Source organism: Pseudomonas sp. Marseille-Q5117 (assembly GCF_946901175.1).
Lineage (GTDB): Bacteria > Pseudomonadota > Gammaproteobacteria > Pseudomonadales > Pseudomonadaceae > Aquipseudomonas > Aquipseudomonas iranensis.
In genome coordinates, this window is record NZ_CAMPPP010000002.1 from 13,409 (window position 1) to 40,170 (window position 26,762).

General features: G+C 59.2%; 21 protein-coding genes and 1 riboswitch. Of the genes, 10 read left to right on the forward strand and 11 right to left on the reverse strand.

From position 1 onward, the window contains the following. Positions 1-143: 143 nt before the first annotated feature. Positions 144-1,280 carry an acyl-CoA dehydrogenase family protein gene (locus OC605_RS03125; RefSeq protein WP_186569179.1) on the reverse strand — a complete coding sequence of 379 codons (1,137 nt, stop codon included), beginning with the start codon at positions 1,278-1,280 and terminating at the stop codon, positions 144-146. A 250-nt stretch (positions 1,281-1,530) separates the two neighbouring features. On the opposite strand from OC605_RS03125, the gene OC605_RS03130 reads away from it, so the two are divergent. From OC605_RS03130 to OC605_RS03150, 5 genes are all read left to right on the forward strand, one after another. Then, positions 1,531-2,427: a GlxA family transcriptional regulator gene (locus tag OC605_RS03130; protein WP_162999820.1), complete on the forward strand. Its 897-nt coding sequence runs from the start codon at positions 1,531-1,533 to the stop codon at positions 2,425-2,427. 183 nt (positions 2,428-2,610) lie between these two features. Then, positions 2,611-4,560, forward strand: a complete 1,950-nt coding sequence (locus OC605_RS03135; RefSeq protein WP_262136283.1) for a flavin monoamine oxidase family protein — start codon at positions 2,611-2,613, stop codon at positions 4,558-4,560. A gap of 192 nt (positions 4,561-4,752) precedes the next feature. After that, complete coding sequence (locus OC605_RS03140) at positions 4,753-5,640, forward strand: nitrilase family protein (protein WP_133338321.1); 888 nt, start codon at positions 4,753-4,755, stop codon at positions 5,638-5,640. Between the two features lie 47 nt (positions 5,641-5,687). After that, positions 5,688-6,860, forward strand: coding sequence for a hypothetical protein (locus OC605_RS03145; protein ID WP_410055975.1), 1,173 nt, complete (start codon positions 5,688-5,690; stop codon positions 6,858-6,860). 66 nt (positions 6,861-6,926) lie between these two features. Further along, positions 6,927-7,913, forward strand: coding sequence for an asparaginase (locus OC605_RS03150; RefSeq protein ID WP_262136285.1), 987 nt, complete (start codon positions 6,927-6,929; stop codon positions 7,911-7,913). A 45-nt stretch (positions 7,914-7,958) separates the two neighbouring features. Here OC605_RS03150 and zapE read toward each other — a convergent pair whose 3' ends face one another. The 3 genes from zapE to OC605_RS03165 form a co-directional block, all read right to left on the reverse strand. Continuing rightward, positions 7,959-9,053, reverse strand: coding sequence for a cell division protein ZapE (gene zapE / locus OC605_RS03155; protein WP_133338315.1), 1,095 nt, complete (start codon positions 9,051-9,053; stop codon positions 7,959-7,961). Between the two features lie 90 nt (positions 9,054-9,143). Further along, positions 9,144-10,499: a tryptophan--tRNA ligase gene (locus OC605_RS03160; RefSeq protein ID WP_262136286.1), complete on the reverse strand. Its 1,356-nt coding sequence runs from the start codon at positions 10,497-10,499 to the stop codon at positions 9,144-9,146. A gap of 24 nt (positions 10,500-10,523) precedes the next feature. After that, complete coding sequence (locus OC605_RS03165; protein ID WP_262136482.1) at positions 10,524-11,153, reverse strand: alpha/beta hydrolase; 630 nt, start codon at positions 11,151-11,153, stop codon at positions 10,524-10,526. Between the two features lie 144 nt (positions 11,154-11,297). Between OC605_RS03165 and OC605_RS03170 the strand changes: the two genes are divergently transcribed. Further along, entirely contained in the window at positions 11,298-11,732 is a 435-nt protein-coding gene (locus OC605_RS03170) for a YhcB family protein (RefSeq protein WP_016773251.1), read from the forward strand. Between the two features lie 226 nt (positions 11,733-11,958). Here the strand turns inward: OC605_RS03170 and OC605_RS03175 are convergent, their stop codons facing one another. Further along, positions 11,959-12,693, reverse strand: a complete 735-nt coding sequence (locus tag OC605_RS03175; protein WP_262136287.1) for an OmpA family protein — start codon at positions 12,691-12,693, stop codon at positions 11,959-11,961. 120 nt (positions 12,694-12,813) lie between these two features. Then, positions 12,814-13,458, reverse strand: coding sequence for an MBL fold metallo-hydrolase (locus OC605_RS03180; RefSeq protein ID WP_262136288.1), 645 nt, complete (start codon positions 13,456-13,458; stop codon positions 12,814-12,816). Positions 13,459-13,673: 215 nt separating this feature from the next. Between OC605_RS03180 and OC605_RS03185 the strand changes: the two genes are divergently transcribed. Further along, positions 13,674-14,522, forward strand: a complete 849-nt coding sequence (locus tag OC605_RS03185; RefSeq protein ID WP_262136289.1) for a hypothetical protein — start codon at positions 13,674-13,676, stop codon at positions 14,520-14,522. 51 nt (positions 14,523-14,573) lie between these two features. After that, positions 14,574-15,194: a hypothetical protein gene (locus OC605_RS03190; protein ID WP_262136290.1), complete on the forward strand. Its 621-nt coding sequence runs from the start codon at positions 14,574-14,576 to the stop codon at positions 15,192-15,194. A gap of 19 nt (positions 15,195-15,213) precedes the next feature. Here the strand turns inward: OC605_RS03190 and OC605_RS03195 are convergent, their stop codons facing one another. The 5 genes from OC605_RS03195 to OC605_RS03215 all read right to left on the reverse strand — a co-directional run bounded on the left by OC605_RS03195 (position 15,214) and on the right by OC605_RS03215 (position 24,305). Continuing rightward, on the reverse strand, positions 15,214-17,946 hold the full coding sequence (locus OC605_RS03195) for a LuxR C-terminal-related transcriptional regulator (RefSeq protein ID WP_262136291.1): 2,733 nt from the start codon (positions 17,944-17,946) through the stop codon (positions 15,214-15,216). A 175-nt stretch (positions 17,947-18,121) separates the two neighbouring features. Then, positions 18,122-19,486: a DUF1329 domain-containing protein gene (locus OC605_RS03200; protein ID WP_262136292.1), complete on the reverse strand. Its 1,365-nt coding sequence runs from the start codon at positions 19,484-19,486 to the stop codon at positions 18,122-18,124. Positions 19,487-19,513: 27 nt separating this feature from the next. Next, a complete protein-coding gene (locus OC605_RS03205; RefSeq protein ID WP_262136293.1) occupies positions 19,514-21,403 on the reverse strand; it encodes a DUF1302 domain-containing protein in 1,890 nt (629 codons plus the stop codon). A gap of 337 nt (positions 21,404-21,740) precedes the next feature. Beyond that, a complete protein-coding gene (locus OC605_RS03210; protein ID WP_262136294.1) occupies positions 21,741-23,423 on the reverse strand; it encodes a fatty acid--CoA ligase in 1,683 nt (560 codons plus the stop codon). Positions 23,424-23,675: 252 nt separating this feature from the next. Continuing rightward, on the reverse strand, positions 23,676-24,305 hold the full coding sequence (locus OC605_RS03215; RefSeq protein WP_262136295.1) for a LysE family translocator: 630 nt from the start codon (positions 24,303-24,305) through the stop codon (positions 23,676-23,678). Positions 24,306-24,592: 287 nt separating this feature from the next. On the opposite strand from OC605_RS03215, the gene OC605_RS03220 reads away from it, so the two are divergent. Further along, positions 24,593-25,558 (forward strand): 2-hydroxyacid dehydrogenase, encoded by a 966-nt coding sequence (locus OC605_RS03220; RefSeq protein ID WP_262136296.1) that lies wholly within the window; start codon positions 24,593-24,595, stop codon positions 25,556-25,558. Positions 25,559-25,590: 32 nt separating this feature from the next. Then, a complete protein-coding gene (locus tag OC605_RS03225) occupies positions 25,591-26,589 on the forward strand; it encodes a class I SAM-dependent methyltransferase (protein ID WP_123444174.1) in 999 nt (332 codons plus the stop codon). Between the two features lie 40 nt (positions 26,590-26,629). Then, positions 26,630-26,752, forward strand: a riboswitch (yybP-ykoY riboswitch). Positions 26,753-26,762: the final 10 nt, after the last annotated feature.

Consider the following 26,762-nt stretch of genomic DNA (forward strand, 5'->3'; position numbering starts at 1 on the left):
AGCTTCGCGAGCAGGCTCGCTCCACAGGTACGGTGATCCCCTGTGGGAGCGAGCCTGCTCGCGAAGAGGCCAGTCGGATTACCTTAACAGCGGAACGCGGAGCGTCCCCGGCGGCATTCCCACGCAGAGCGTGGGAACGATCATCAAAGCGACCGCGCAATAATCTCCTTCATGATTTCATTGGTGCCGGCATAAATCCGCTGCACCCGCGCATCCGCCCACGCCCGGGCCACCGGGTATTCCCACATGAAGCCGTAGCCGCCATGCAATTGCACGCACTCGTCGAGGACTTTGCATTGCAGGTCGGTGCCCCAGTATTTGGCCATCGCCGCCGTCGGCACATCGAGTTTGCCCTGCAGATGCAGCTCCAGGCAGCGGTCGACGAAGACCCGGCCGATCTGAATCTCGGTGGCCATCTCGGCCAGTTTGAAGCGGGTGTTCTGAAAATCGGCAATCGCCTTGCCGAACGCCTTGCGATCACGGGTGTAATCCAGTGTCCATTGCAGCGCTGCCTCGGCCGAGGCCAGGCCGCCGATAGCCACGGTCAGACGTTCCTGCGGTAACTCCTGCATAAGATAGGCAAACCCGGCCCCCGCGTGGCCGAGAAGGTTTTCCTTCGGTACGCGCACATCCTGGAAGAACAGTTCCGAGGTGTCCTGCGCCTTCATGCCAACTTTCTCCAGGCGCTTGCCCTTCTCGAAGCCCGGCGTATTCGCCTCCACCAGAAACAGACTGGTGCCCTTGGCGCCAGCCTTGGGATCGGTCTTGGCCACCACGATCACCAGGTCAGCCAGAAAGCCGTTGGTGATAAAGGTTTTCGAGCCGTTGATGACATATTCGTCACCGTCGAGCACCGCCGTGGTCTTCACCCCTTGCAGGTCGGAACCGGCGCCCGGCTCGGTCATGGCAATCGCCGTGACCATTTCGCCCGAGACCAGTTTCGGCAGGTATTTGTGTTTCAGCGCCTCGCTGCCGTAATGCAGGATGTACGGTGCGACGATGTCCGAGTGCAGCGAAAAGCCGATACCGGTCAGGCCCAGACGCCCGACTTCTTCAATTACTACGGTGCTGTAGAGGAAATCCGCGCCCAGCCCGCCGTACTCTTCCGGCAGATGCGAGCACAGCATCCCCGCCTCTCCCGCCTTGTTCCACAGTGCGCGATCAATGTGCCCCTGCTTCTCCCACTGCGCGTGATACGGCACGGCCTCTTTTTCGAGGAATGTTCGCACGCTGTCGCGGAACAATTCGTGCTCGGGGCTGAACAGGGTTCTGGGGATCATGCGGCACCTTGCTTTGTTGTTGGAGGGATTCGGCTCTCAGAGACTAAGCCCGACTTCCGCTACGGGACACTGGACACATCCGACAAAAAATAAGACGATCCAGCCGTCTGGTGACCACTTTCCCTTATAAAAACAAAACAAAAGTTGAATTATGTCTAAGCACGTCTCCCCGCCCTTGCGGCGCGTCAGCATCCTGGCCATTGACCGGGTTTTCGCTTACACCCTCATGCAGGCCAAGGATTTTTTCCATGTGGCCAGCCTGCGTTACGGCAAACAACTGGGCCACGGCCTGACGCCGGCGTTCGAAACGCGCCTGGTCAGCCCCGATGGCAAACCGGTAAAAAGCTTCAGCGACGTAGTGATGCCGGTCGACGGCGGCCTGGAAAATGCCGATGTGATCATCCTCCCGGCGTTCTGGGACGATTTCGACACGCTGTGCAGCCGTTACCCGCAAATCCTGCCGTGGCTGCGCGAACAGCATGCGCGCGGCGCGGTGTTATGCGGCGAAGCCACCGGAGTGTTCTGGCTCGCCGAAGCCGGGCTGCTCAACGGCAAGGAAGCGACCACCTACTGGCGCTTCTTCAATGCCTTCGCCGAACGCTTCCCCAAGGTCTATCTGAATCAGGACAAGCACCTGACCGACGCCGACAATCTCTATTGCGCCGGCGGCACGACCTCGGCCTGCGATCTCTACATCTATCTGATCGAACGCTTCTGCGGCGCGAACGTAGCGCAAGCGGTGGCCCGCGACATCCTTTACGAAGTGCAACGCAGCTATTCGCCGGGACGTATCGGCTTCGGTGGGCAGAAGCTACATCAGGACGTGATCATCCTGCAGATCCAGCAGTGGCTCGAAGAACATTTTGCCGACAAGTTCCGCTTCGAAGACGTCGCCCGCGAGCACGGCATGAGCATCCGCAACTTCATGCGCCGCTTCCAGACCGCCACCGGCGACAAACCGCTGCACTACTTGCAGCGCCTGCGCATCGAGACGGCCAAGGGCTTGCTTTCGGGCACGCGCAAGAGCATCAAGACCATCAGTTATGAGGTTGGTTACGACGATGCGAGCTTCTTCGCGCGACTGTTCCGCCAGCACACTGAACTGTCGCCGAACCAGTATCGGCAGCAGTTTCAGCAGGCTGCGTAAACTTCCGCCAGACTGACGTCCCTGTGGGTGTAGTCCTTCCACGGGGACTGGCTCGTAAGTTGTGATTCGTCCGACACAAATGAACGAAAACAGAACAGCGTCTGGCTGTGTTTTACGACTGTTCGGACGTGCCTGCGCCGACCAGACTACTTCCCAAGCACATCGCATCAGGGAAGATCAACAGTGACCATCGGCTCCAGCTACAACTATCCCTCACAGGCTCCAGGCCTTGAAAAACGCAAAAAACGTTCGCCACAGGACAAATGGAAAGCCCGTTTCCCCAATCCGCCGGACCTGTGTTTTGACTACCGCGCGTTACTGGAGCAGCCAGGCGGAATCGCCCAAGCGACTGATTCGAGCCATCGAATCTGCATCATCGGAGCAGGCATCACAGGCCTGACGGCAGCGAGAGAATTGCTGCGCTGCGGCTTCACCCAGATCACGCTGATCGAACAGTCCTCGCGAATCGGCGGCAGACACCTGACCGTTCCCGGCAGTCCCCGATCCAAGGCCAGCCATACCCCATTCGAAATGGGTGCGATGCGTATGCCTTTGTTCAATCGCGAAGGAGAATCGCCGAAGGACGGTCGTTCGCTGATGGCCTACTACGCGACGATATTCGACCTGGCCCTTTCAGACTTTGCCAATCCCGGCAGCCAATGGGTCAAATCAACCGGCATCTATCTGCGCGAGGGCAGCCTGTCAAAGCAGGCTACGCCGCAAATGCTTATCTGGAAAAACGCCGACGGTCAGACCCACCCTCCCGGCGAGGAGCTGCAAGCGGTGTATGCAAAATGGAGAGCGTTCGCCGACCGCATGACCCGGCACGTTTGCGACAGTTATGCGAGCGAGGAATGGGAGTCCGTGTGGGCAGCTATTGTCGCCAGGTATCACGCCGTTTCCTTCCGTGATCTGGTGAGCATGCCAGTGCTACAGCGCTGGGAAAAAGAAACTCCGGGCGACTTCGGTGGAATGGGGATGTCGGCAGAAGAGTCGGCGATTTTTTATGCCATCGGCATTGGTGACGGCAGCTGGGGTGCATTCTATGACGTCTGCGCACTGTATCCGCTGCGCACCGCCATATTCGGCTTCAGCAGTCACTTGCAGTTGGTGTTGGGCCGAGTAGATGAAAAAGGCGACCCTCTGTCTGACTCGCCGCATGTCTTCAGCAATGCGGTTTTCGATTCCACCGGACTGCAATTTGAAAGGCCACGCTACCTCGGGCTCGCGGCGCTCAGCGAGTGCCTGATGTTCATCAAGCCAGATGAATCGCCGATGTCGCTCCATGAGCACAGCTTGCAGCGCCGAGAAGGCCTGCTGACAGACAGCTCGGTCACCCGCCTGAAAAAGCTCGCCAGTGGTAGAACCCGCGTCTACTACAACTGGAAACAGAGTCACCCGCAGCAAGCTCAGGAACACTTCAATGATTTTGATTCGGTGATCATGACGCTGCCTTCGTGGCTGATCGAGACAAGAATCAAGCTGGACAATTTCCCTGCGCAAATGTTGCCGTTCGAAACGATCAACGCGTACAAGACCGCGCATTGGGAAACCAGTTGCAAGGTATTCGCGCCGCTGAAGAAATCCTTTCTGTCCGGCAATACCGCCATCCCCCAGGCCATCGTCACGGACAGCTTCATCCACGACGTTTATACCTACCGCTATAACGAGCACTATAGCTATGACTGCATTCTTCTCAGTTACACCTGGGAGGATGACGCGACCAAACTCAGCTGTTTCAGCGACAAGGAACTGGTCGCCAAATGCGCCGAAGAACTTGATCGCATCTTGCTCAACTGCAGCAACATCGGCCAGCGCATCTCGCCATACATAGGCCTGGAACAGGCCGTCGTCCAGCGTTGGATGACCGACAAGAACTCACTGGGCTGTGCCAAGCTTTACCGCCCCGGCGCCTACCACGACGCTGTATGCCTGATGAAATACAACCGCGACTATTCAAGCGTTTCCGGACTCTATCTGTCTGGCGAGTCGTTTTCGGTGGATGCCGGCTGGACAGAGCCCTGCTTTCGCGGTGCCATCGATGCTGTGATCCATATTTGTGAAAAGACCGGGGCCCGGTTCAATGGCGGCTTCAAGCTAGATGACTATCCGCATTACCAGACTGGGCCATGATCGGGCCTCACGCTGCCCCTCGGTCATGGGCAATTCAACGCGCTGAGCTTGCGCCGTCGATATACGTTCAAGCGTCCTAGGAGGCGTACTACACACTAACCGGAAAGCGCCGACTTACGTTCCGCTGCCGACTCGACTCTTATGTGCCTCGCCATTCAATGGCGTGAAAACAACAATAAGGGATCATGAAAAATGAATGAGTCAACGAGCCCCGTTCGTGTTGCGGTCGTGCAATGTGATCCGCAGGTCGGTACGCAAAATCGTGCAGCGAATCTGAGTAACAGCCTGGAGCTGGCACTGCAGGCGGTCAATGGCGGTGCCAATCTCATCGTTCTGCCCGAGCTGACGAATACCGGTTATTACTTTCGTACTCGACAGGATGCGTTCGAACACGCCGAATCGGTTCCAGATGGGCCGTGCGTGAGCCGGTGGCAGGATTTTGCTCGCCAGCATCAGGTGTATCTGGTGGCCGGGCTGGCCGAACGCGACGGATCGCGGCTGTACAACACAGCCGTGTTGCTGGGGCCTGACGGTTTCATCGGCAAATACCGCAAGGCGCACCTGTGGAATCTGGAGAAGCTCTGGTTCACTGCCGGCGATAGCGGCTTCCCGGTGTTCGAAACGCCGATCGGCCGTATCGGTCTGCTGATCTGCTGGGACATCTGGTTTCCCGAAGTTCCGAGAATCCTCAGCCAGCAGGGCGCGGATATCATCTGCAGTCTGAACAACTGGGTCTGGACACCACCGCCCTTGTTCGATGAGGCCGGCAAGTGCATGGCTTCGTACCTGACCATGACCGCCGCGCACGTCAACAATGTGTTCATTGCGGCGGCAAGCCGAATCGGCGAAGAACGTGGCGCTCGCTACCTTGGATGTTCTTTGATCGCTGGCACCAACGGCTGGCCGATCGGCCGCGTAGCGTCCGCCGATCAGCAGGAAATCCTCTTCGCCGATATTGACCTGACCAGCTCGCGCAGTGCGCCAATCTGGAACGACCTGAATGATCTGCACCGTGATCGGCGCTGTGACGTCTACGACCGGATGCTCGGTTACACCCTGCATCCATCCCTGCCGCGTTAACCGGAGGCAGGGCTATGGACATTCACACAAAACAACGAAAACCAATCATGACCAGAACCCCGATGGACAACACCATCATCGGCCTGCTCCTGGGGGCAGCGGCATTGATCGCCTGGCTTTCCTTAACCAATCATTCGCTGTGGTCGGCGCGCTGGCCGGATTACGGCCATATGGTCTCGAGTTTTCCTGACGCCGCTGCATGGCTGCGCTGGGTGCTCGGCGACATCAGCGAGGTGGCGTTCTATAAACACGAGTTTGCCTCCATAGGCCTTCTGGCCGGTGCTTACCTGGGTTACTGGGCGAATCGAACCGGGAAAACCTGGCAAGGCTTCACCATTTGCTACGGCAGCGGACTGTGGCCATGGTTAGTGACAAGCTCGTTACTGGGTCTGGTGCTGAGCAATCTGCTGTGGGGCTGGACCGTTACCGCCACCAGTTGGCAGCCCACCTTCGCGGCATTTGTGTCCTTGCCGGCCGCGATGGTGCTGATGTTTGGCGCCGGCTGGAAAGTCGCGATCAACGGCGCAATCATGGGCGCCCTGTTCGTGACACCGCTGTGTCTGCTCATCGTTAACTACGTGTGCAATCCACTCGGCCTGCCGGTGGTGATCGGCAACGTTTCGGGCATGGCCATCGCCAGCATCGGCGCGTTCTTGCTCTGTCGCTGCGTGCCGAGCCTGGTGAAATCCGCGGAACCCGAGCAGGCCGCCGTGGAAGCCAGTGTCACCGTGCCCAGCAAGGCGCCGGATTATGGCGTGGTATGGAGCATGCGCCGGGTCTTGGCGGATTTCTCCGAAGCACCTTTCTTCGGCAATGAGTGGGCGAGCCTGGGACTGATTGTCGGCGCGTTGCTCGCATTTACACTCAACCCAATGAGCCCGGTCTACGGCACCGGTCTGCTGCCGCAACTGCTGGCCGGTCAGGCGTTGACGTCGGCCATAGGCGTGGTGATCTGGCGCAGGCAGTGGATGGAGCGCGGTTGGTATCCGACCTATGTACCGCTGGTGTCCGTTGTTCCGGCTGCGATCCTTACCTTCGGCGGCGCTTGGCAAGTGATCATCTCCAGTGCGCTGCTCGGCGCCCTGATCGCCCCGCCACTGGCCTGCGCCCTCGCGCAGCGGCTGCCAGGCTTTATGCATGGCTTTATCGGCAATGTGTTGTCGATGGCCCTCAGTACGCTTTTGATCCTGCCAATCGTTGGATGGCTCGCCAGCCACTGACTTTATCCCTGCCCCGGCTGGCTTCTGGATCGTCTCCAGAACAGCCGGTTCTTCGCGAGGTATCACATGGAACTGCCAAAACTGGCGATTGCCGCTCTCGGCGGCACTGTCAGCATGCAATCGACGCAAGACGGCCAAGGCGTCGTTCCGGCGGTGTCCGGCGAAGCGTTGCTGAACACCGTGCCGGAGTTGAATGTGCTCGCACGAGCAACCGTCGAGACTTTCGGTCTTTTACCCAGCGCTTCGCTGGATTTCGACTACCTCTTGAACGTATTGGCCTGGGCTAACGCGCAGATCAGTCAAGGCGTGGCCGCAGTCATCATCATCCAGGGCACAGACACTCTGGAGGAATCCGCTGTTTTCTTCGATTACCTGTGGGCGCACGACGAGCCACTGGTGCTGACTGGTGCCATGCGCTCTGCTATGCAAGCGGGCGCTGACGGCCCGGCAAACCTGTTGGATGCCGGTCGCGTTGCGTTGGCGGCATGCAGTCATAGGCGCGGAGCACAGGTGGTTATCAACGGCGAGATTCACCGCGCCACCACCGTGCGCAAGGTCGATTCAATGGCCATGCACGCCTTCGCCTCGCCCTTGACCGGCCCTGCCGGCTTGTTAGTCGAAGGCGCACCGCGCTACTTCCATCCCCCGATTGCGCGCCATGTTTTGCCGATGCCGCAAAACACCCGCCAGCATATTGCTTTGCTGGAAGCTTCGCTCGGTGCAGACAGTCTGCTGTTAGAGAAAGTTGTGGAGCTGGGTTACGCCGGCCTGGTGATCGCTGGCTTCGGCGCCGGCCATGTCTCAGCGAACTGGGCCAACGTCATCGAAGGGATTGCCCGGCATATTCCGGTGATCATCGCCACCCGCACCGGTTGTGGCGCGACGGCGCAAGCGACCTATGGCTTCGTCGGGAGTGAAATCGATATGACGCGCAAAGGTACCCTGATGGCTGGGTTCCTATGCCCGCGCAAAGCGAGAATTCTGCTGTGGCTTCTGGTTGGCTGCCAACAGCAATCAACGTTGGAAACCTGCCTCGCTGAACTGGCCCCATAAAAAAAGGCCTGCAATCGCAGGCCCTTTTCCTTGCCGAGACTCCGATTAAGGCTTATGCGCCCGCGACAGAAACTCGTGGGATTGCATCTCCAGCAGTCGGCTCAGCGTGCGCTGGAACTCGAAGTTCAGGCGTCCGCCGGTATACAGATCCTTCAGTTCGACTTCGGCAGAAATGATCAGCTTGACGTTGCGATCGTAGAATTCGTCGACCATGTTGATGAAGCGGCGGGCGATGTCGTCGGTGGTGACGCTCATCTGCTCGACGCCGCTGAGCAGCACGGCGTGGAAAATCTTGCCCAGCTCGATATAGTCGTTCTGGCTGCGTGGGCCGTCGCACAGTTCGCGGAAGTCGAACCAGGCCACGTCGTCGCAGGTGCGCAGGGCACGGATTTCGCGGTTCTCGATGATCAGCACATCGTTTTCCACCGCCGCCGTGCACTCCGGCGTCAGCGCCTTGAAGCTCTTGCGCAGGCTTTCGTGCGCAGCTTCGTCGAGCGGATAGTGGAACAGCTCGGCTTGCTCGAGGTGACGCAGACGATAATCGACGCCGCTGTCGACGTTGACGATCTCGGTGTTCTGCTTGATCAGGGCGATGGCCGGGAGGAAGCGCGCCCGTTGCAGGCCATCCTTGTACAGACCGTCCGGAACGATGTTCGACGTCGCGACCAGGGTCACGCCGTTCTTGAACAGTTCTTCCATCAGCGTGCCGAGGATCATCGCGTCGGTGATGTCGGAGACGAAGAATTCATCGAAGCAAATCACCCGCGACTCGGCCGCAAAGCGCTTGGCGATGATGGTCAGCGGGTTCTTCTCGCCGCCCAGGGTCTTCATTTCTTCGTGCACACGCTTCATGAAGCGGTGGAAGTGCGTGCGCGTCTTTTCCTTGAACGGCAACGCTTCGAAGAAGGTGTCGACCAGGTAAGTCTTGCCGCGACCGACGCCACCCCAGAAATACAGGCCCTTGACCGGTGCCTGATCCTTTTTGCCAAACAGCTTGCCGAGCAAGCCCGGCTTGTTCTGGTCAGCGGCGATCAAGTCGTCGTACAGACGCTGCAAGTGACGCACAGCAGTTTCCTGCGCGGCGTCATGGAAGAAATCCGGGCGTTTCAGATCAGCTTGATATCGTTCTAGGGGCGTCATAATTCGTTAGCAAGGCAACAAAAACGGGCCGTCACTGTAGCGACGGCCTGTGGGAATGGCAATCGGCCCTTGGTCGGGTCGTGCCGCCGATCAGTCTTGAGCTGGAGTCAGCGCGACGCGCAACGCCTCGATGGCGGCGTCTCTCGCGGCAGCGTCGGCGAAGGCCGGGCTGTCGCCGACGCACTCACCGGCCAGCCAGACGCTGAAGCTCAATTCTTCAGTACGCACGTCCAGCGGCTCGCCGGACTGCAACTGTTTGGTCACCTGGCCGGCAGTTTTGCCGTCGGCGAAGTTGCGCGACAGCAGCAATTGCTCGCCATCGGCCGCCAGCAGACGGAAACGGAAGCTGCCGTCGTCCTCGCGGAAGCTGACGAAACGTGCGGCTTTCGCGGCTTTCTTCTTGGTAGTCGCGGCGACCTGAACCTGATTGACGAAAGAACGCAGGCCAACGGCTTCGCGCAGTTCGTTGAGGAACGGCGTGGCCACCGCACGAGCCTTCTTCGCACCGATCTGCAGAATGTCTTCCAGATCCGCCGGACGCTCGATCAACTGGTGATACTTCTCGCGCGCCTCGCCCAGCTCGTTGTCGAGCAACTGGAACAGGCGGTTCTTCGCTTCACCCCAGCCCAGACCACCGAGTAGCTCGCTGCGGAACTCGTCAGCCTGCGCCGGGGTGGCGAAGGCCTGGAACAGAGTGAACAGGTGCGAGTTATCGGGATCTTTCGCTTCGCCCGGGGCCTTGGAGTCGGTGACGATCCGCGAGATCGCGTCCTTCATTTCCTTGGCGCTGGAGAACAGCGGAATGGTGTTGTCGTAGCTCTTCGACATCTTGCGACCGTCGAGGCCCGGCAAGGTGGCCACGCTTTCCTCGATCAGCGCTTCAGGCATGGTGAAAAACTCTTTGCCCTGGCCGAACAGATGGTTGAAACGCTGGCCGATATCGCGAGCCATTTCCACGTGCTGAATCTGATCGCGACCGACCGGCACCTTGTGCGCGTTGAACATCAGGATGTCCGCGGCCATCAGCACCGGGTAGCTGTAGAGGCCCATGGTGATGCCGGCATCCGGGTCTTCACCGGTTTCAACGTTCTTGTCCACCGACGCCTTGTAGGCGTGCGCACGGTTGAGCAGGCCCTTGGCGGCGACGCAGGTCAGCAGCCAGGTCAGCTCGGGAATTTCCGGGATGTCGGACTGGCGGTAGAAGGTCACCCGATCGACATCGAGGCCACCGGCCAGCCAGGTCGCGGCAATTTCCAGACGCGAGCGCTGGATGCGCAGCGGGTCATCGCATTTGATCAAGGCGTGGTAGTCGGCCAGGAAATAGAACGAATCGGCCTGGCTGTCGCGGCTGGCGAGGATTGCCGGGCGGATCGCGCCGGCGTAGTTGCCCAGGTGCGGCGTGCCGGTGGTGGTGATGCCGGTGAGAATGCGGATACGGTTGGTCATGGGTAATCGCTTGTCAGACTGCAATCAATTCGAGAGACGCGGCAACAGCAGATCCTTGAGATCGGTCAGCTTGCCGTGAAAAAAGTGTCCGCATTCTGCCACTTTCAGCAGCTCATGGGGGCGCTGGAGTTGTTCCGACCACTGGTAGACCAATTGCGGATCGATGACTTCATCGGTTTCCGGCTGGATCACCGTCAGCTTGCCCAGTTGCGGCAGTTGATCCTGCTCGCCCAGACGCATTACCGCCGGCGCTACCATGAACAGGTGCTCAAGCTGCGAGCCTTGGGCTTCGAGACGGCCGCCGAGACTTGCTGCAACAAATCCGCCGAAGGAGAAACCGAACAGGGTCAGCGGCAAGTCCGGGTGCTTTTCCCGCAGCCATGCGGCGGCGGCCTGGGCGTCGTCGACTTCACCGGTGCCCATGTCGTGCGAGCCCTGGCTGGCGCCGACGCCGCGATAGTTGAAACGCAAGGTGATCAGGCCTGCGTCGCGCGCGGTGCGCTGCAGGGTCGAGACGACCTTGTTGAGCATCGTGCCGCCCTGCACCGGGTTCGGATGGCAGATCAGCGCGATGCCGCGCGGCTGCTCGTTATCCAGATACAAAGCCTCAATTTGGCCGACAGGGCCGTCAATCACTACAGGGGTTTCACGCATCAGCAAGGGAGGAACTCCGTGACCTCGAATCGGGTCGACTCGTCTAGCAAATTGTCTGTGCCAATCTATTGCGAGTGAATCGCGGTATACAGCGCAGGTTCGAGCCGTTAACGTAAAGCAAAGCCGTTTATAGAGGAAGGACTCGTGGAACACTCGCTCTTAGTTTGGTTGTTACCGACTCTTGCCCTGGTTGTGGGTGTCGCCATTGGATTCCTGATCGCGCGCGTTGCGCCGAACGCCGCACCGAGCCGCACGCAGCGTCAACTGGATGATATCCAGGAGCGTTTCGACAGTTATCAGAACGAAGTGGTCACCCACTTCAACAGCACCGCGATGCTGGTCAAGAAGCTGACCCAGAGCTATCAGGAAGTGCAGGACCACCTCGCCGAGGGCGCCAATCGTCTGGCCCTGGACGAGCAGACCCGCCAGCGCCTGATCGCCGCCCTGCACGCCGATGCTGCGCAGGCACCCCGCGAACGCCTGACGCCACCGCGCGATCAGGAACCACCGCGTGATTACGCGCCGAAGAGCCCGAATTCGCCGGGCATGCTCGATGAGCATTATGGTCTGAAGAAGTAATCGGGTTTCGCTGCGAACAAAAAGCCCCCGGACAGTGATGTGTCCGGGGGCTTTTTTGTATCTGCAATCTTCGCTGCGCTTGCCGGCCTCTTCGCGAGCAGGCTCGCTCCCACAAGGGGAATGCATTTCAAATGTGGGAGCGAGCCTGCTCGCGAAAGGGCCGCTACAGGCGACACAAAAAAATGCCCGATCATAAGACCGGGCATTTCTTCATCCAGGCAATCGCTTACGGATACTGCTGAACCGTACCCGGCTGTTGCTGCTGACCACCGTACTGCTGACCCGGAATCGCTTTCAGGTTGACTTCAACGCGGCGGTTCTGCGCGCGGCCATTCACGTCACCGTTGCTGGCAATCGGGTTATCCGGGCCGGCGCCACGGGCCGACAGGTTGGCACCGCTGACACCTTGCGAGGTCAGGTAGGTCGCCACGCTCTGCGCACGACGCTGTGACAGGTCCATGTTGTGCTGGCGGCTGCCGGTGCTGTCGGTGTAACCGACGATTTCGATCTGGTTCTGGTTGAACTCCTTCAGCGAGTTGGCCAGGTTGTTCAACGGCTGGTAGAAACTCGGTGCGATGTTCGCCGAATCGGTGGCGAAGGTGATGTTGCCCGGCATGATCAGCTTGATCTGATCGCCCTGACGCTGCACTTCAACGCCAGTGTTGGCCATGCTCGCGCGCAGTTTCTTTTCCTGCTGGTCGGCGTAGTAGCCATAGCCTGCCGCGGAGGCACCGACGACGGCAGCGCCGATCAAGGCGCCCTTGCCACGGTTGTCGTGGCCGATGGCGGCACCGGCAAGTGCACCGGCCAGCGCACCGAGGCCACCGTATTTGGCGGTTTTGCTCATGCCTTGCGAGCCACCGTCGACCTGACCCTGATTGTCATACGGATTGGGCGAGGCGCAGCCGGACAGCACGGCCACGGCAGTAGCGACAATAATCAAACGACGCGTGGTGAACATGGAGAGCTCCTGGTTTTTTGCATTCTGTGGTGCAGCGGCCACTGATCAATCAATGGACCTGCGCGGGCGTTGGATCATGACAATGCGCAAAAATTCCACCCGCTGCCCGTGACAAAAAATTCAGGCACGCACAAACGGGTTCTCACGCATCTCATCACCCAGACGCGTGTCCGGACCGTGCCCGGTGACAACCGTTGCGTCCTCGTCCAGCGTATACAGCCGCTGCTTGATCGAACGCACGATGGTCGCCTGATCGCCGCCCCACAAATCCGTACGCCCTACCCCGCGACGAAACAGCGTGTCGCCGGCTATCAACAGCTTAGCCTCGGAAAACCAAAAGCTCATGGAACCGGGTGTATGGCCCGGCGTGTGCAGTGCCACACCGCAACCGCAGGCGAGTTCTTCGTCATCGCTCAACCAGCGATCCGGCGACGGCACCGGGGTGTAGGGCACGCCGAACATCTGGCACTGCATCTCCAGATTGTCCCAGAGGAACTGGTCTTCCTTGTGCAGATGCAGGGTCGCACCGGTTTTCTCCTTCATCTGCCCGGAAGCGAGAAAGTGGTCGAGATGCGCGTGAGTGTGGATGATGCTGACGACTTTCAGGCCATGGGCGCCGAGGCGCGCCATGATCAAGTCTGGATTGCCGCCCGGGTCGACGACGATGGCTTCTTTCGTGATCGGGTCGCCGATGATGGTGCAGTTGCACTGGAGCGGGCCGACGGGGAAGGTTTCGCGGATAAGGGGAGTATCTTTAGAATTCATGGTTACGGAAATCCAATTTTTTGTCTTGACGGCTTACATCATGACAAAACATTGGTGAAATTTTAACGTTCTATGCTATTGCCCTTCCGAAACCCCGATTCAAACCAAAGCTGTCGACATTCACAGGAGCTCACCACCGTTTCTCAAGTACCGAAACTCCAGGTTTACCTGTAAAATCGCCCGCGACCATGTGAAACCACTAAAGGACTAGTTAGTTGAAGAACCTAAAGAACAAACTGACAAATGAAAAACTGACTGCAATTGCCAAAATAACAGGCGCCTCTTATTCAATTGTGGAAAAACACCTAACACTTGAAAGCCCTACGCCTTTCTTGAAATCGCAAGAGCAACATTACTCCCTCAAAGAATCCGTTTATTTGCATGATGACTTTGAGAGCCTCCTTCACGTCACGCTATTAGATTACGGATCAAAGTTCGAAGAAGACTACCTGGAGCGAAATATTGGTTCCAGCGATTCTGAACCACTCGAACTAGAAATCAGTGAAATCGACTACAAGCATCAAAAAGTCGTTCTAGAAGGAAGTATTTACGGCGACCTCCTTCACGCCTCTGCCAATTATCCGATTGCCAAATTCGCAGTAGCTGGATTCAAGCCGGGAGCCTATAAAAAACTTGACCTATATAAAACACTAACCTGCGAGGCTTACTTACTAGAGTCTCGGGGCGATACAAAGCTGAGTTTCTTTACCTATTACACTGCCATTGAATCATTCATCACCTTGAAAATTCAAGACTATAAAAGTCACCTACACTCAGAGTTACATCATGCCCTTGAACACCTGAGTCTCGACGACAAGATCAAAATAGCCGGCAGAGAGTCATGTTCGACAGACGACCTTTCAAAAATACCTGCTTGGGGGGATATCAGTGGCGAGTTCAAAAAATCACAAAGACTGCGTAACAAGATAGCCCACGCACACTCCAGAATAGAAATCTCAACTGAACAAGTTGATTCAGTCTTTTACTGCCTCGCTTGCCTAATCGCCATCATGAACAGCAAAAAATATGACTTCATCTCTATCAGAAAGCATCTGTTCTCCTAGGCCCTGCTCATAAAAATTCAACCAATTACCAAGACCAACAAAGGTGCTTTAATGAAAGATCATACGATATCAATGGTATCAGGGCTCGCCGGCGTAATTATCGGAGCAATTTTACAATTCGCCATCACCTATCATCTTGTAGAAAAGCCTAAAATTGCAATTGAAGAAAAGAAAACCGCCATTGAGGTCCAAAAAATAATATCCAGTCTGTCAGCAAATATCGAAACTGAATGCAGTAGCGAAAAAGGCGACAACTGGACATGGCATATCAACTGCCAAGCGATCAATAAAGGCACATTTCCTGTCAATGTGCGTATAAAGGATGCATCTATATATCTGGTCTCAGACCAGAAGAGGGTTCCTCTGAAGCAGGGCCAAAATTTCTCAATCAGTTTCCCTAAAGAAAACTACAAGCCTATATTAAATGCCGGATCTCGTGGCTATTTGGATTATTACATAATTCTCAACAAGCAAGATTATCCTGATGGAGTGAAGCAAGCGTCTACCGGAGCCAACACTGTATTTGAGTTCGAAACATCCCCAGCCGCTCAACGCTTTCTAATAAAAAACTTTCCTGACGCAGCCGCCTTTATTGAAGAATATTCAAAGAGCGGGGTTAATTTCATGACTTTGTTGACAGACAGCAAAGATAGTTCTTCAGGTAATGGTTAGCAGCTAAGTACCATCTTGTTTACAACAACATACCCAGCTCTTTCGCCCGTGCCACTGCTTGCGTGCGCCGCTCGACCCCCAACTTGCTGTTGATATGGCTTGCGTGGGTTTTCACGGTATGCAATGAGATGAACAACTGTTCGCTGATCTCCTGATTCGAACAGCCTTGAGCGATCAGGCGTAGTACGGCCAGTTCGCGGCTGCTGAGTTGCTCTGCCACTGCGCAATCCACAACCTGGCGAGGCGCCGCTGGCGGGAGGTGTTCAAGCAATTGCTGTTCTGTGAGTGCCGGCGAAGCCTGCAATTGGCTTCGCAGCCAGTTCTCGTGCCCCTTCATCAAGGCATCGAACGGCTGCAGCACGCCTCCGGCGGCGGCTTCCAGCGCCTGACTCAATGCCTTGCGGGCTTCTGTCTCTCGACCGCCTGCCAGCAACAACGCCACTTTCTGCGTCAACGCCATCACACTGAGCAACTGCCGCCCGGTCTGCTGGCCGTTTTCATGCAACACGTTCAAGCGCCCTTCGGCAAGCATCGGTTGCCCCTGAATCACATCGAGCAGCGCCTGTTGCAGTTCCACGTGCAGTGGCAGCTGTGGATGAAACTCTGGCGGTGCGGCAGCGTGTTCACCGGTGTAGGTCTGGCCCAGGCGCGCAAGCCACGCCTCGGCAAGATCAATACGCCCCTGCGCCAGCCACAGTTCGCATTTGACCAGGGTGATCATCGCCAGATAGTAGATCGGCGGTACGTCCCAGATGTGCATCAGGCGTTCGGCTTCGGCGAGTTCGGCGAAGGCCTTGGCGAACTCGCCGCTGGCGCCGTCGAGGCGGGCAATCACGCAGTGGCCGATCAGTACGCTGATGTCGCGACAAGCCCGCGCCTCGCCAATCCCGGCGAGCAGGCGTACGCGTGCAGCCTGCGGCTGCAAACGCATCGCCAGCAGGAAACCTTCATACAACGTCAGCCGCGCGCGCACGGCGTACAGGCGTTGCGGCGACAGACCGCGCAAGCGTTCCAGGCCCTGATGCACTTCATCCAGCGCGCGCAGGATCTCGCCCCGCGATTGCAGAACCCGCGCCCTGTCGTAGTGCGCCAGTGCTTCGAATAATGGATTGCCGACTCGCTGTGCCAGCTCGAGGGACTCACGGTTCAGGCCACGGGCGCGCCACAGATCACCGTCGGCGATCGCCAGATTGGACAAGGTCGACAGGCACATCAGGCGCTGGCCATAACGCTTGGCCGGCAGGCTCTCCAGCGCTTCACTGCAATAGCGCAGGGTCAGTTCGCGATGGCCGCGCCCGCGAGCGATGATCCCGCTCAATGCCAGCCACTGCGCCAGCATGGATTTCTGCGCAGTGGCTGAAGGTGCTGGCAGAAAGCGGCTTAAATGGCTGGCCAGCTCCTCAGCGGCGTCGAGCTGACAGGCCAGCCCCAGCGCCCAGCTGTAGAGCACGATCAGCCGTGGCGTGCTGATCAGCAGGCTGTCGGGCAAGTCCATTTTCCAGCGCAGCAGCATGCCGACGTTCTGCTCGGCGAGCAGCTGTTCTTCGGACAGGTTCTGTACGAGATTTGCCGCGACATCGAGATGCCCGGCACGCAAGGCCTGCTCCACCGCTTCGTCGAGCAGGCCTTGCGCATTGAACCAGCGGCAGGCGCGCAAATGCAGGGTGGCGTTGGGCACCATCGCCTGGGCGATTGGTCGGCTGCGCAACAAGTCGGAAAACAAATGGTGATAGCGATACCAGTGACCGTGCTCGTCCAGCGGCACCAGAAACACCTGATGGGCGAGCAGAAAGCGCAGGATCTCGGCGCTGTCATGAGCTTCGCGGACCGCATCGCACAGCTCGCTGCAAAAGCGTTCCTGCGGAGCGGTTTCGTAGAGAAACGATTGCACTTCGGCCGGCAGGCAATCGATGACTTCTTCGAGCAGATAGTCGCGTATCAGTCCTTCGCCGCCGTTCAGTGCTTGCGGCAGCGCGGCATCGTTGCCCGCCTCGGCCACCGCCAGCAGCCAGAAGCGCAGACCGGCAACCCAGCCTTCGCTGCGCTGGATCAGGCTTTCCAGTGCTTCGCCGCGCAGTGAGCTGCTGTGGCGGTCGAGCAAGGTCAGGGCTTCGTCGTGGGTCAGGCGCAAGTCCTGTTCGTGCAGCTCGAGCAATTGTCGCGACAGGCGCAGACGCGCCAGATGCCAGTCCGGGCGCTGGCGACTGGTGACCATCACCAACAAGCCATCGGGCAAATGATTGAGGAAAAATTGCAGGCAACGATCCAGCACCGGGCCTTGGGCGAGGTGGTAATCGTCGAGCACCAGCAGCAGCGGTGCAGCAGGATCGAGATGCAGCGCCAGCTCATCGAGCAGACCGTCGAGCCATTCTTCGAAGGCGAATGGCTGATGACGCTGACGCATTTTCAACAGGCCGAGGGCACCAGCGCCCAACGCAGGAAAATAGTCCTGCAGACCTTCGAGCAAGCGCTCAAGAAAACGTCCGGGATCGCTGTCCCGTGGGCTCAAGCCCAGCCAGAGACTTTGCCAGTGCGCCGGCAGACTCTGACAGAACTCCACCGCCAGCGAGCTTTTGCCGAACCCGGCCGGGGCACTGACCAGCAGCAACCGACCTCCGAGCCCGGCCTGCAGACGCTGGCAAAGGCGCGGCCGCAAGACATAGCCATCAGGCAGCGGCGGGCGGAAAAAACGCCCGTCCAGTGCTGCGACGGTGATGCTTGCGGGACCCGGAAGTGGGGACAGATCAGTCATGGCCGGCTCTTGTTCGAAGGCGATTGGCGGCGTTGCAGATGTCCGCAGCCTAGCCTTAAACGAAGAGGTAATGAAGGTCGCTGCTACAAATGGCTACAAAAAGGCTACAGACACAAAAACGCCCCGAACCGGTCGGGGCGTTTTCACGAGGATGCGGCCTCGGGTTTACGCAGGTTTAGCGAACACCATCCTGACGCAGAGCGGCCGGGGTGAAGTCGCTGGTGGTGGCGGTGAAGCCGAAGTCATACGCCTGCTTCTCTTCGTTCTTCATGCCCAGTGCCAGATAACGGCCGGACTGCAGGTCGTAGAGGGTTTCGAGGGCGTACCACGGCACTTGCTTGTCGTAGTAGTTCTCGGCATGCGCCTCGGCTACACGCCACAGTTGGCCACGACCGTCGTAGTGGTCGATGACCGCTGCCTGCCAGGTGTCCTCGTCGATGTAGAAGTCACGCTTGGCGTAGATGTGGCGCTGGCCTTCCTTCAGGGTCGCGACCACGTGCCAGACGCGGCGCAGCTCGTAGCGAGCCAAGTCCTGGTTGATGTGGCCGGCCTTGATGATGTCCGAGTACTTCAGTTTCGGATCGTCGAGCTTGTAGCTGTCGGAAGCGATGTACATCTCTTTCTTGCCTTCGAGCTTCCAGTCGTAACGATCCGGCGCACCGTTGTACATGTCGAGGTTGTCGGAAGTACGCAGGCCGTCGGCGGCAGTACCCGGGCCGTCATACGACACTTGCGGTGCACGGCGCACACGACGCTGACCGGCGTTGTAGACCCACGCCGAACGCGGCTCCTTGACCTGATCGAGCGTCTCGTGCACCAGCAGTACGCCACCGGCCAGACGCGCCGGCGCGGTCACTTTCTGCTTGAAGTAGAACAGGATGTTGCCCGGGTTCGCCGGATCGTAGTCCTTCATCTTGTCGCGGAACACGAACTGATCCTGGAAGTACACCAGGCTGTACGAGCCGTTCGGTTGCGGCGTGGCCTGCGTCACCAGACGGGTCACGCTGCCGCCGCGATAGCGGGTGATGTGGTTCCAGATCACTTCCACACCGGTTTTCGGGATCGGGAACGGCACGGCGGTATCGAAGTTTTCCAGACCATTGCCGCCGGACACCAGGTTGGTGCTGGTGGCGTTCTTCTTGATCGCGGCGAACACGTCATCCGGCACGGTGGCGCCGCGATGGGACGGATAGACCGGCATCTTGAAGGTTTCCGGGTAGCGCTTGAACATCGCGTACTGGCCCGGGGCGAGCTTGTCCTTGTACTTGTCGACATCCTTGGCGGTGATGGTGAACAGCGGTTGCTCACTGGCGTAAGGGTTGGACAGGAAGCCTTTGCTGTCGACGCTGCCGGCGTTTTTCGGCAGCGGTTTCCAGGCCGGGATCGAACCGTCGGCATTACCGGCCATTTCCGCACCCATCGGCGTCAGGCTCTTGCCCAGTTTATCCGCTTCGGCAGCAGGCACCGCCGCCATGACACTGGTCGCCAGCAGCGACAGGCCCAGAAAACCGGCGTGGAACAGACTCTTTGTTATTTTCATAAATTCGTTCGTCCTGAAATGCAGTGCTTAGAAGTTCACGCCGAAGCTGAGCGCCACGAAGTCGCGGTCATCCACGGTGGTGTACTTGCCGTCGAAGAAATTGGTGTAAGCCAGGCTCGCGGTGTAGGTGTTCTGGTACTCGGCATCGACGCCCAGGCTGACCGCTTTGCGACCTTCCTCGAAGTTGCCGCCAGGGCCTGGCGAGTAACCGCTGACATCGTGGGACCAGGCCACGTTCGGCTTGAGGTTCACACCGGCAAACACGTCGTTGTATTCCCAGATCGCCCGACCACGGTAGCCCCACGACATCGACGTGGTGAAACCGTCGTTTTCGCAATTGCGGCTGCGGTTGTTCTGCGGCGAACCGGGACCTGCACCGTTGATGGTGCTGTTGTTGAGGATGTTAGCGCAGGTATCGATACCGCCAGTGGCCGGCAATTCGCCCGGACCGTAGACCGGGTCACGGCCATAGCGCTTGTCGGAACGGCTTTCCAGGCCACCGACGTAGGTCGCGCCGACTTCACCGACGAGGGTCAGACGGCTGGCGCCCATGACCTGATCGAAGAAGTGCGTGAAGGTCGTCTGGATCTGGGTAATTTCCTTGCGCTCATAGCCATGCAGATCCTGACCCGGCACGCCGGTCAGCAGCGAAGCGTTGGTCAGCGCGCCGCCCAGCGGACGCACGCCGGCAAACAGGATGTCGGTGGAGTTCAGTTGTACCGGCGCGTTCGGACGGTAGCTGATCTCACCGCTCCACGCCGTACCGGTAGGCAGGGTGGTGGAGAAGCTCAGACCGTAGAGACGAATGTCTTCCGGGTATTCGATGAAGTAATTGGAGTTGCCCGCAACCAGCAGCGGTGCGAGCGCGGCAAACGGCCCCGGCAGACTGGCGGCGGTGTTGTAGACCGATTGCGGGGCACCGGTGGCGCTGAAGATCGGCGCACGGCTGTGGTAGTTCATGAAGTAGGCGCCGAACTCGGTGTCGAGTGGCTCGAACATGTATTTGAGGGACGCGCCCCACTGACCGCTATCGCGCGCGTCACGGTCCGGCCCACGGCGTACCAGCACGCCTTCTTGGTCGACGTTCACACCGTTGGCGGCCAACGGCCCCAGAGCGATCGCCGGAATCTGCGAACGCTTGTTCAGTACGCGCAGATTGTTGTCGCAACCGTCGGCAACGATGTCCGGCTGGGAGAAGAAGGTGCCGCAGTTATCGACGACAGTCTGATCCCATTCCAGTTGGTAGAACGCTTCGGCCGAGAGGTTATCGGTGAGGCTCTGGGACACGTAGAACATGTTGACCGGAATCAGGCCTTCCTTGATCTCGGCGCCCGGACGACGGAACGCGGAGACGTCGATCGGGTTGATCGAGTTGATGCCGCCGCCGATGAAGGTACTTTCACCCCAGCTCACGACCTGCTTGCCGAGACGCACGGAACCCGGCTGATCGGCGATCGCATAGTTGTGGTAGACGAAGGCGTCGAGGATCTGCCCGCCGGAGGACTTGGCGCCCTCTTTGCGGTTGCTGTCGCTGATGTCCTTGAACTCGCGGCTCTCGTCCTTCAGTTCGAAGTCGTACCAGTATTTGCCACGGACGAACACGCCGGTGTCGCCGTATTTCAATTCAAGGTCATGGATGCCCTTGAAGATCTTCGAGAAAGTTTCGCCGCTCTTGAAGTTGGCGTGACCGTCATCGGAAGTCTGCGACAGGCCACGGCCGCCGTTGTTGACGCCGATGAGGTTCTTGTTCGGGCTCTGAGTAGACCAACTGGCACCGATCGACAGGGACGAGTCGAACTGGCCTTCGATTTCACCGACGTTGAAACTGACGCCGAATGCAGGCCCGGCGAGCGAGGAGGCAAGACTGACCGCCAGAGGCAGTTTCGCCCGGCGCCAGAACTGGTTTACTGAGGTCATCGACGCTACTCCATGTGCATTATTGTTATGGCAGTGAGTACTTTTAAAAACGCTGTGGAGGACCGGGCGCCAGGGCTGCCCGAAATCGTTCCAGAGTTGCTCGCCCCGTTCAGTGCGTGTGCTCCGTTTTCAAAAAGTCCTTGAGCGGACTATAGCCAGCGGGTGGTAGTGCTTGATCCCTCTAAAGTGTGATTTGCAGCCGCCAACCACTCTGGAACAGTCCTTTCGCCAGTCCGACACACGTCGGCACGGCAAGGATGGCTGATTTTTTCGATTTCACAAGCCAAGCGCTTGCTTGGTGGGTCTGGCGCGCCGGTTTCGGCGCGCCAGCAGGCACTTAAAGTGTCGAAAGGAAGGTGCTGTTGTTGGCCTGCCATTCGGTGATGTCGAGGCGGATGCGCTTCTTGTCGAGCTTGCCGACACTGGTCTTGGGAATTTCGGTAACAAGGGCGATCTGACTGGGGATCGCCCACTTGCTCAGGTGCCCCAGCTCGACGAACGGCTTGAGGTGCTCCTTCAGTTCCCGTGCACCGATCACCTGGCCTTCACGGACCACCAGCAAGGCAAACGGGCGCTCGCCCCATTGCGGATCGGCGATGCCCACCACTGCTACTTCGCGTACCGCGGCATGGCGGCTGATCAGGTCTTCGAGATCGAGGGAGGAGATCCACTCGCCGCCGGTCTTGATCACGTCCTTGATGCGGTCACGAATATCGATCACACCCATGCTGTCGAGCGTGGCGACGTCACCGGTGTGCAACCAGCCACCGGCCCAGAGCTCGGCGCCCTTCTGCGGCTCGTTGAAATAACCTTCGGTCAGCCATGGCGCGCGCAGCACCAGTTCGCCCTGGGTTTCGCCGTCGGCCGGAAGGAAATTGCCCTCGCCGTCGACAATCGCCGCTTCGACCAGTGGCCCCGGCACGCCGGCCTTGATCCGGTAAGTGGTGCGCTCGTCTTCGCTGCCGGCCATCAATTCGTCGTTGAGGTGCGCGCAGGACACCAGCGGCCCGGTTTCCGACATGCCGTACGCGGCCGTCAGCTGAATGCCTCGGGCCTTGGCGTTTTCATAGAGGCTGCGATTGAGTGCGCTGCCGCCGATGACGATTTTCCAGCCGCCAAAATCCGCACCCTGCGCGGCCTTGGCGTTGAGCAGCATCTGCAGGATGGTCGGCACGCAATGGGAAAAGGTGACCTTCTCCTTGCGCCACAACTCCACCAGATAGTCCGGGTCGTAGCGCCCCGGATAGACCTGCTTGAGCCCGAGCATGGTCGCCACGTACGGCAGACCCCAGGCGTGGACGTGGAACATCGGCGTGATCGGCATGTACACATCGTTGGTGCCGAGCAGGCGTACGCTGTCGATCGAACCCATGATCGTCGCCACGCCGATGGTGTGCAGCACCAGTTGCCGATGGGTGAAATACACGCCTTTCGGGTTGCCGGTGGTACCGGTGGTGTAGAACGTGGTGGCGACCGAGTTTTCGTCGAAGTCCTGGAAATCGTATTGCGCACTCGCGGCGGCCAGCAGTTGCTCGTATTCGCCGACGAGGCTGGGCAGCTCAGCGGTTTTCTCCGGGAGATCGGTCAGCAGCAGGGTTTTCTCGACCGTGGTCAACTGCGGCGCGATGGCCTGATACAGCCCGACGAACTCGCTGTTGACCAGCACGAAGCGGTCCTCGGCGTGGTTCATGGTGTAAAGGATCTGCTCGGGCGACAGACGCACGTTGATGGTGTGGATCACCGCGCCGATCATCGGAATGGCGAACATGCATTCCAGGTAGCGGTGGCTGTCCCAGTCCATCACCGCCACGGTGTCACCAGCCTTGACGCCGGCAGCCGTCAGCACATTGGCCAGCCGCGCAACCCGCTCGATCAGGGTCGGATAGCTGTAGCGCAACTGGTCGCGGTAGATGATTTCGCGGGTTTTCTCGTAACGGGCGCCGGACATCAGCAGCCGTTTGATCAGCAATGGATACTGGTAGGCCCCATCGGCCGGCGGAATGACCCGAGTCTGCAACATAAGAATCCCTTTTCTGACTGCACGGTGTTGGCGGAGAGATTCGTACTCTAGTGCGCCTGCATGACAGTCAAATCAGCCAAAGGAATGATTTGCAGAGCCGGACAAATGCTAGCTTTGCGCCAGCATTTCGGGCCAAAGTTGAAGAAAACACGACCTGCTCGCGAAGGCGTCGGGTCAGTCGACATTTTTGGTGACTGGACTGGCGCTTTCGCGAGCAGGCTCGCTCCCACAGGGATTGATGTGTTCCAGTTCTCAATGCATCTCGGTGAACGCGATTTTCACGCCGAGAGCGATCAGCACCGCGCCCATAGTGCGGTCGAACCAGTGGCCCATGCGCGCGAAGCCGGCGCGCACGCGTTGCTGGCTGAACAGCATCGCCACCAGGCAAAACCAGATCGCCGTCGCCACCGCCAGGTACACCCCGTAACCGGCCTGTACCACCAGCGGTGTGTGCGGGTTGATCACCACGGTGAACAGCGACAAAAAGAACAGCGTGGCTTTCGGGTTCAGTCCGTTGGTCACAAAGCCCGAGGTGAACGCCCCGCGCGCCGTGCGCTCACCGGCCTCCTGATGCAGATCATCGGCCACAGTTTTCGCTGGCTGCGCGCGCAAGGCCTTGAAGCCGATGTACAGCAGATACGCCGCCGCCGCCCACTTCAGGGCGTTGAACAGCACGATCGATTGCGACACGATCAGACCGATGCCGAGCAACGAATAGCCAACGTGCAGGAAAATCGCCGTGCCCACGCCCAGCGCGGTCCAGGTGCCGGCGCGGCGCCCATGGGTCACGCTCTCGCGCACGACCACGGCAAAGTCCGGGCCGGGGCTGGCCACGGCGAGCAGATGGATCAGGGCAACGGTCAAGAACTCGGTCCAGTACATGGGGGCTCCTTTGGGGCAGCTTGGGTCAATAAAAAATCTGTAAAGAACACAGTCCTGTGGCGAGGGGATTTATCCCCGTTGGGTTGCGAAGCAGCCCCAAAAACTTCTGTCTGGCCCGCAGGCAATGATTTTGCGACGGCTGCGCAGCCGATCGGGGCGGTGCGACGTTTCGCTAAATCCCCTCGCCACAAGGTTATGTGTCCGCTGCGGGATCAGCGTAACGATTTGTTTCATCTGGTAGGCTCGGCAGAGTACGCCCTCCGCTCACAGCACAAAAGGTACAGTTGATGACGAACACGCGCCGCGCGGTATTCCTTGATCACCCTTCGCTGGATCTCGGCGATCTGGACCTCGGTCCGTTGCGTGAATGCTTCAGCGACTTGCAGCTGTTCGCTCACACTCTGCCGGAACAGGTCAGTGAACGCCTGTACGGCGCCAGTGTGGCGATCACCAACAAAGTCATGATCGACGCGGCCGCGATGGCTGCCAACCCGCCACTGAAACTGATCCTGATCAGCGCCACCGGCACCAACAACGTCGACCTCACTGCCGCCCGCGCTCAGGGCATCACCGTGTGCAATTGCCAGGCTTACGGCACGCCGTCGGTGGCGCAACACACGATCATGCTGTTGCTCAACCTCGCCACGCGCCTGGCTGACTATCAAAAGGCTGTGGGCGAAGGCCGCTGGCAACAGGCGAAACAGTTCTGTCTGCTCGACTACCCGATCGTCGAACTGCAAGGCAAAACCCTCGGCCTGCTCGGCCATGGCGAACTCGGTGGCGCCGTGGCGCGACTGGCCGAAGCGTTTGGCATGCGCGTGTTGCTCGGGCAGATTCCGGGGCGCCCGGCTCGGCCGGATCGCCTGCCGCTGGAAGAACTGCTGCCGCAGATCGACGCCCTGACCCTGCACTGCCCGCTCAACGAGCACACCCGGAACTTCATCGGCGCCGGCGAGCTGGCCGCGATGAAGCCCGGCGCATTTGTGGTCAATACCGCTCGTGGCGGCTTGATCGACGAGCAAGCGCTGGCCGACGCTTTGCGTAGCGGCCACCTCGGCGGTGCGGCGACCGATGTGTTGAGTGTCGAGCCACCGACCCAGGGCAATCCGCTGCTCGCTGCCGATATCCCGCGCCTGATCGTCACCCCGCACAACGCCTGGGGCAGCCGTGAGGCGCGCCAGCGTATCGTCGGGCAACTGAGCGAAAACGCCCAGGCGTTCTTCAGCGGTGAGGCGCTGCGGGTCGTCAGTTGATAAACTGCGGCACTTTTTTTCAAGGAGCAGTTATGGATCCGCGCAGTGAAGTACTGCTTCGTCAGGCCGAGTTATTCCAGGGTTCGCTGCTGTTGGCCGGCCTGCCCGCCGATGATTTGCTCGGGCGCTTGCCCAACGCGTTCGGCTGGTGCTGGCACGCTGGCGATCAAGCCGCACTGGACGCACGTTTCGAAGGCCGCAGCCATTTCGGCGTAAACGTGCCCGAGCGCGAATTCGACAGCGCTGTGGTGTTCCTGCCCAAATCCAAGGACCTGACCGATTACATCCTCAACGCCGTGGCGTCGCGTCTGGCCGGGCGCGAGGTGTTTCTGGTCGGGGAAAAACGCAGCGGCATCGAAGGCGCATCCAAACAGCTCAATCCGTTTGGCAAGCCACGCAAACTCGACAGCGCCCGCCACTGCCAGCTCTGGCAAGTCACCGTGGCCAATGCGCCTGAAGCGAAACCGCTGGAAAGCCTGGCGCAGACTTACGAACTGCCGCTGGCCGAAGGGCCGTTGAAAGTCATCAGCCTGCCGGGCGTGTTCAGCCACGGTCGACTGGATCGCGGCAGCGCCCTGCTGCTGGAGCATCTGGACAAACTGCCGAGCGGCCATCTGCTCGACTTCGGTTGCGGCGCCGGCGTGCTCGGGGCTGCGGTGAAACGTCGCTATCCGCACAATCAGGTGACGTTGCTGGATGTCGACGCGTTCGCCGCCGCCAGCAGCCGTCTGACCCTCGCCGCCAATGGCCTGGAAGCCGAAGTGCTGACCGGCGACGGCATCGACGCCGCGCCGATGGGTTTGAGCGCGATTCTGAGCAATCCGCCATTCCATGTCGGCGTGCACACCGATTATTTCGCTACGGAGAACCTGCTGCGAAAAGCGGCGAAACATCTAAAAAACGGTGGCGAACTGCGCCTTGTGGCGAACAGCTTCCTCAAGTATCAGCCGCTGATCGAGGAGCACCTGGGCGTGTGTGCGATCAAGGCTGAAGGCAATGGTTTCCGGATCTACCGGGCCAAGCGCGGCTGAAAATTTGTTCTTGCCCAATCGTATTTGCCTAGGCAGAATCCGCTCCGTCCTAGGGGAGTAGTCTCCCACGAGCGCCAAGCTCGTCCGGCATACGTCAACATACTTGATCCTCAGATCATGGCGTATGCGACCCAAGCGTCCGCACCAGACGGATCGCAGGGTTTGACAAGACC

Excerpts from the sequence above, each read along its gene's own strand:
- OC605_RS03125 (WP_186569179.1), bottom strand. The coding sequence starts at position 1,280 with ATGATCCCCAGAACCCTGTTCAGCCCCGAGCACGAATTGTTCCGCGAC.
- OC605_RS03140 (WP_133338321.1), top strand. The coding sequence starts at position 4,753 with ATGAATGAGTCAACGAGCCCCGTTCGTGTTGCGGTCGTGCAATGTGAT.
- OC605_RS03145 (WP_410055975.1), top strand. The coding sequence starts at position 5,688 with ATGACCAGAACCCCGATGGACAACACCATCATCGGCCTGCTCCTGGGG.
- OC605_RS03150 (WP_262136285.1), top strand. The coding sequence starts at position 6,927 with ATGGAACTGCCAAAACTGGCGATTGCCGCTCTCGGCGGCACTGTCAGC.
- zapE (WP_133338315.1), bottom strand. The coding sequence starts at position 9,053 with ATGACGCCCCTAGAACGATATCAAGCTGATCTGAAACGCCCGGATTTC.
- OC605_RS03160 (WP_262136286.1), bottom strand. The coding sequence starts at position 10,499 with ATGACCAACCGTATCCGCATTCTCACCGGCATCACCACCACCGGCACG.
- OC605_RS03165 (WP_262136482.1), bottom strand. The coding sequence starts at position 11,153 with ATGCGTGAAACCCCTGTAGTGATTGACGGCCCTGTCGGCCAAATTGAG.
- OC605_RS03175 (WP_262136287.1), bottom strand. The coding sequence starts at position 12,693 with ATGTTCACCACGCGTCGTTTGATTATTGTCGCTACTGCCGTGGCCGTG.
- OC605_RS03180 (WP_262136288.1), bottom strand. The coding sequence starts at position 13,458 with ATGAATTCTAAAGATACTCCCCTTATCCGCGAAACCTTCCCCGTCGGC.
- OC605_RS03190 (WP_262136290.1), top strand. The coding sequence starts at position 14,574 with ATGAAAGATCATACGATATCAATGGTATCAGGGCTCGCCGGCGTAATT.
- OC605_RS03195 (WP_262136291.1), bottom strand. The coding sequence starts at position 17,946 with ATGACTGATCTGTCCCCACTTCCGGGTCCCGCAAGCATCACCGTCGCA.
- OC605_RS03200 (WP_262136292.1), bottom strand. The coding sequence starts at position 19,486 with ATGAAAATAACAAAGAGTCTGTTCCACGCCGGTTTTCTGGGCCTGTCG.
- OC605_RS03205 (WP_262136293.1), bottom strand. The coding sequence starts at position 21,403 with ATGACCTCAGTAAACCAGTTCTGGCGCCGGGCGAAACTGCCTCTGGCG.
- OC605_RS03210 (WP_262136294.1), bottom strand. The coding sequence starts at position 23,423 with ATGTTGCAGACTCGGGTCATTCCGCCGGCCGATGGGGCCTACCAGTAT.
- OC605_RS03215 (WP_262136295.1), bottom strand. The coding sequence starts at position 24,305 with ATGTACTGGACCGAGTTCTTGACCGTTGCCCTGATCCATCTGCTCGCC.
- OC605_RS03220 (WP_262136296.1), top strand. The coding sequence starts at position 24,593 with ATGACGAACACGCGCCGCGCGGTATTCCTTGATCACCCTTCGCTGGAT.
- OC605_RS03225 (WP_123444174.1), top strand. The coding sequence starts at position 25,591 with ATGGATCCGCGCAGTGAAGTACTGCTTCGTCAGGCCGAGTTATTCCAG.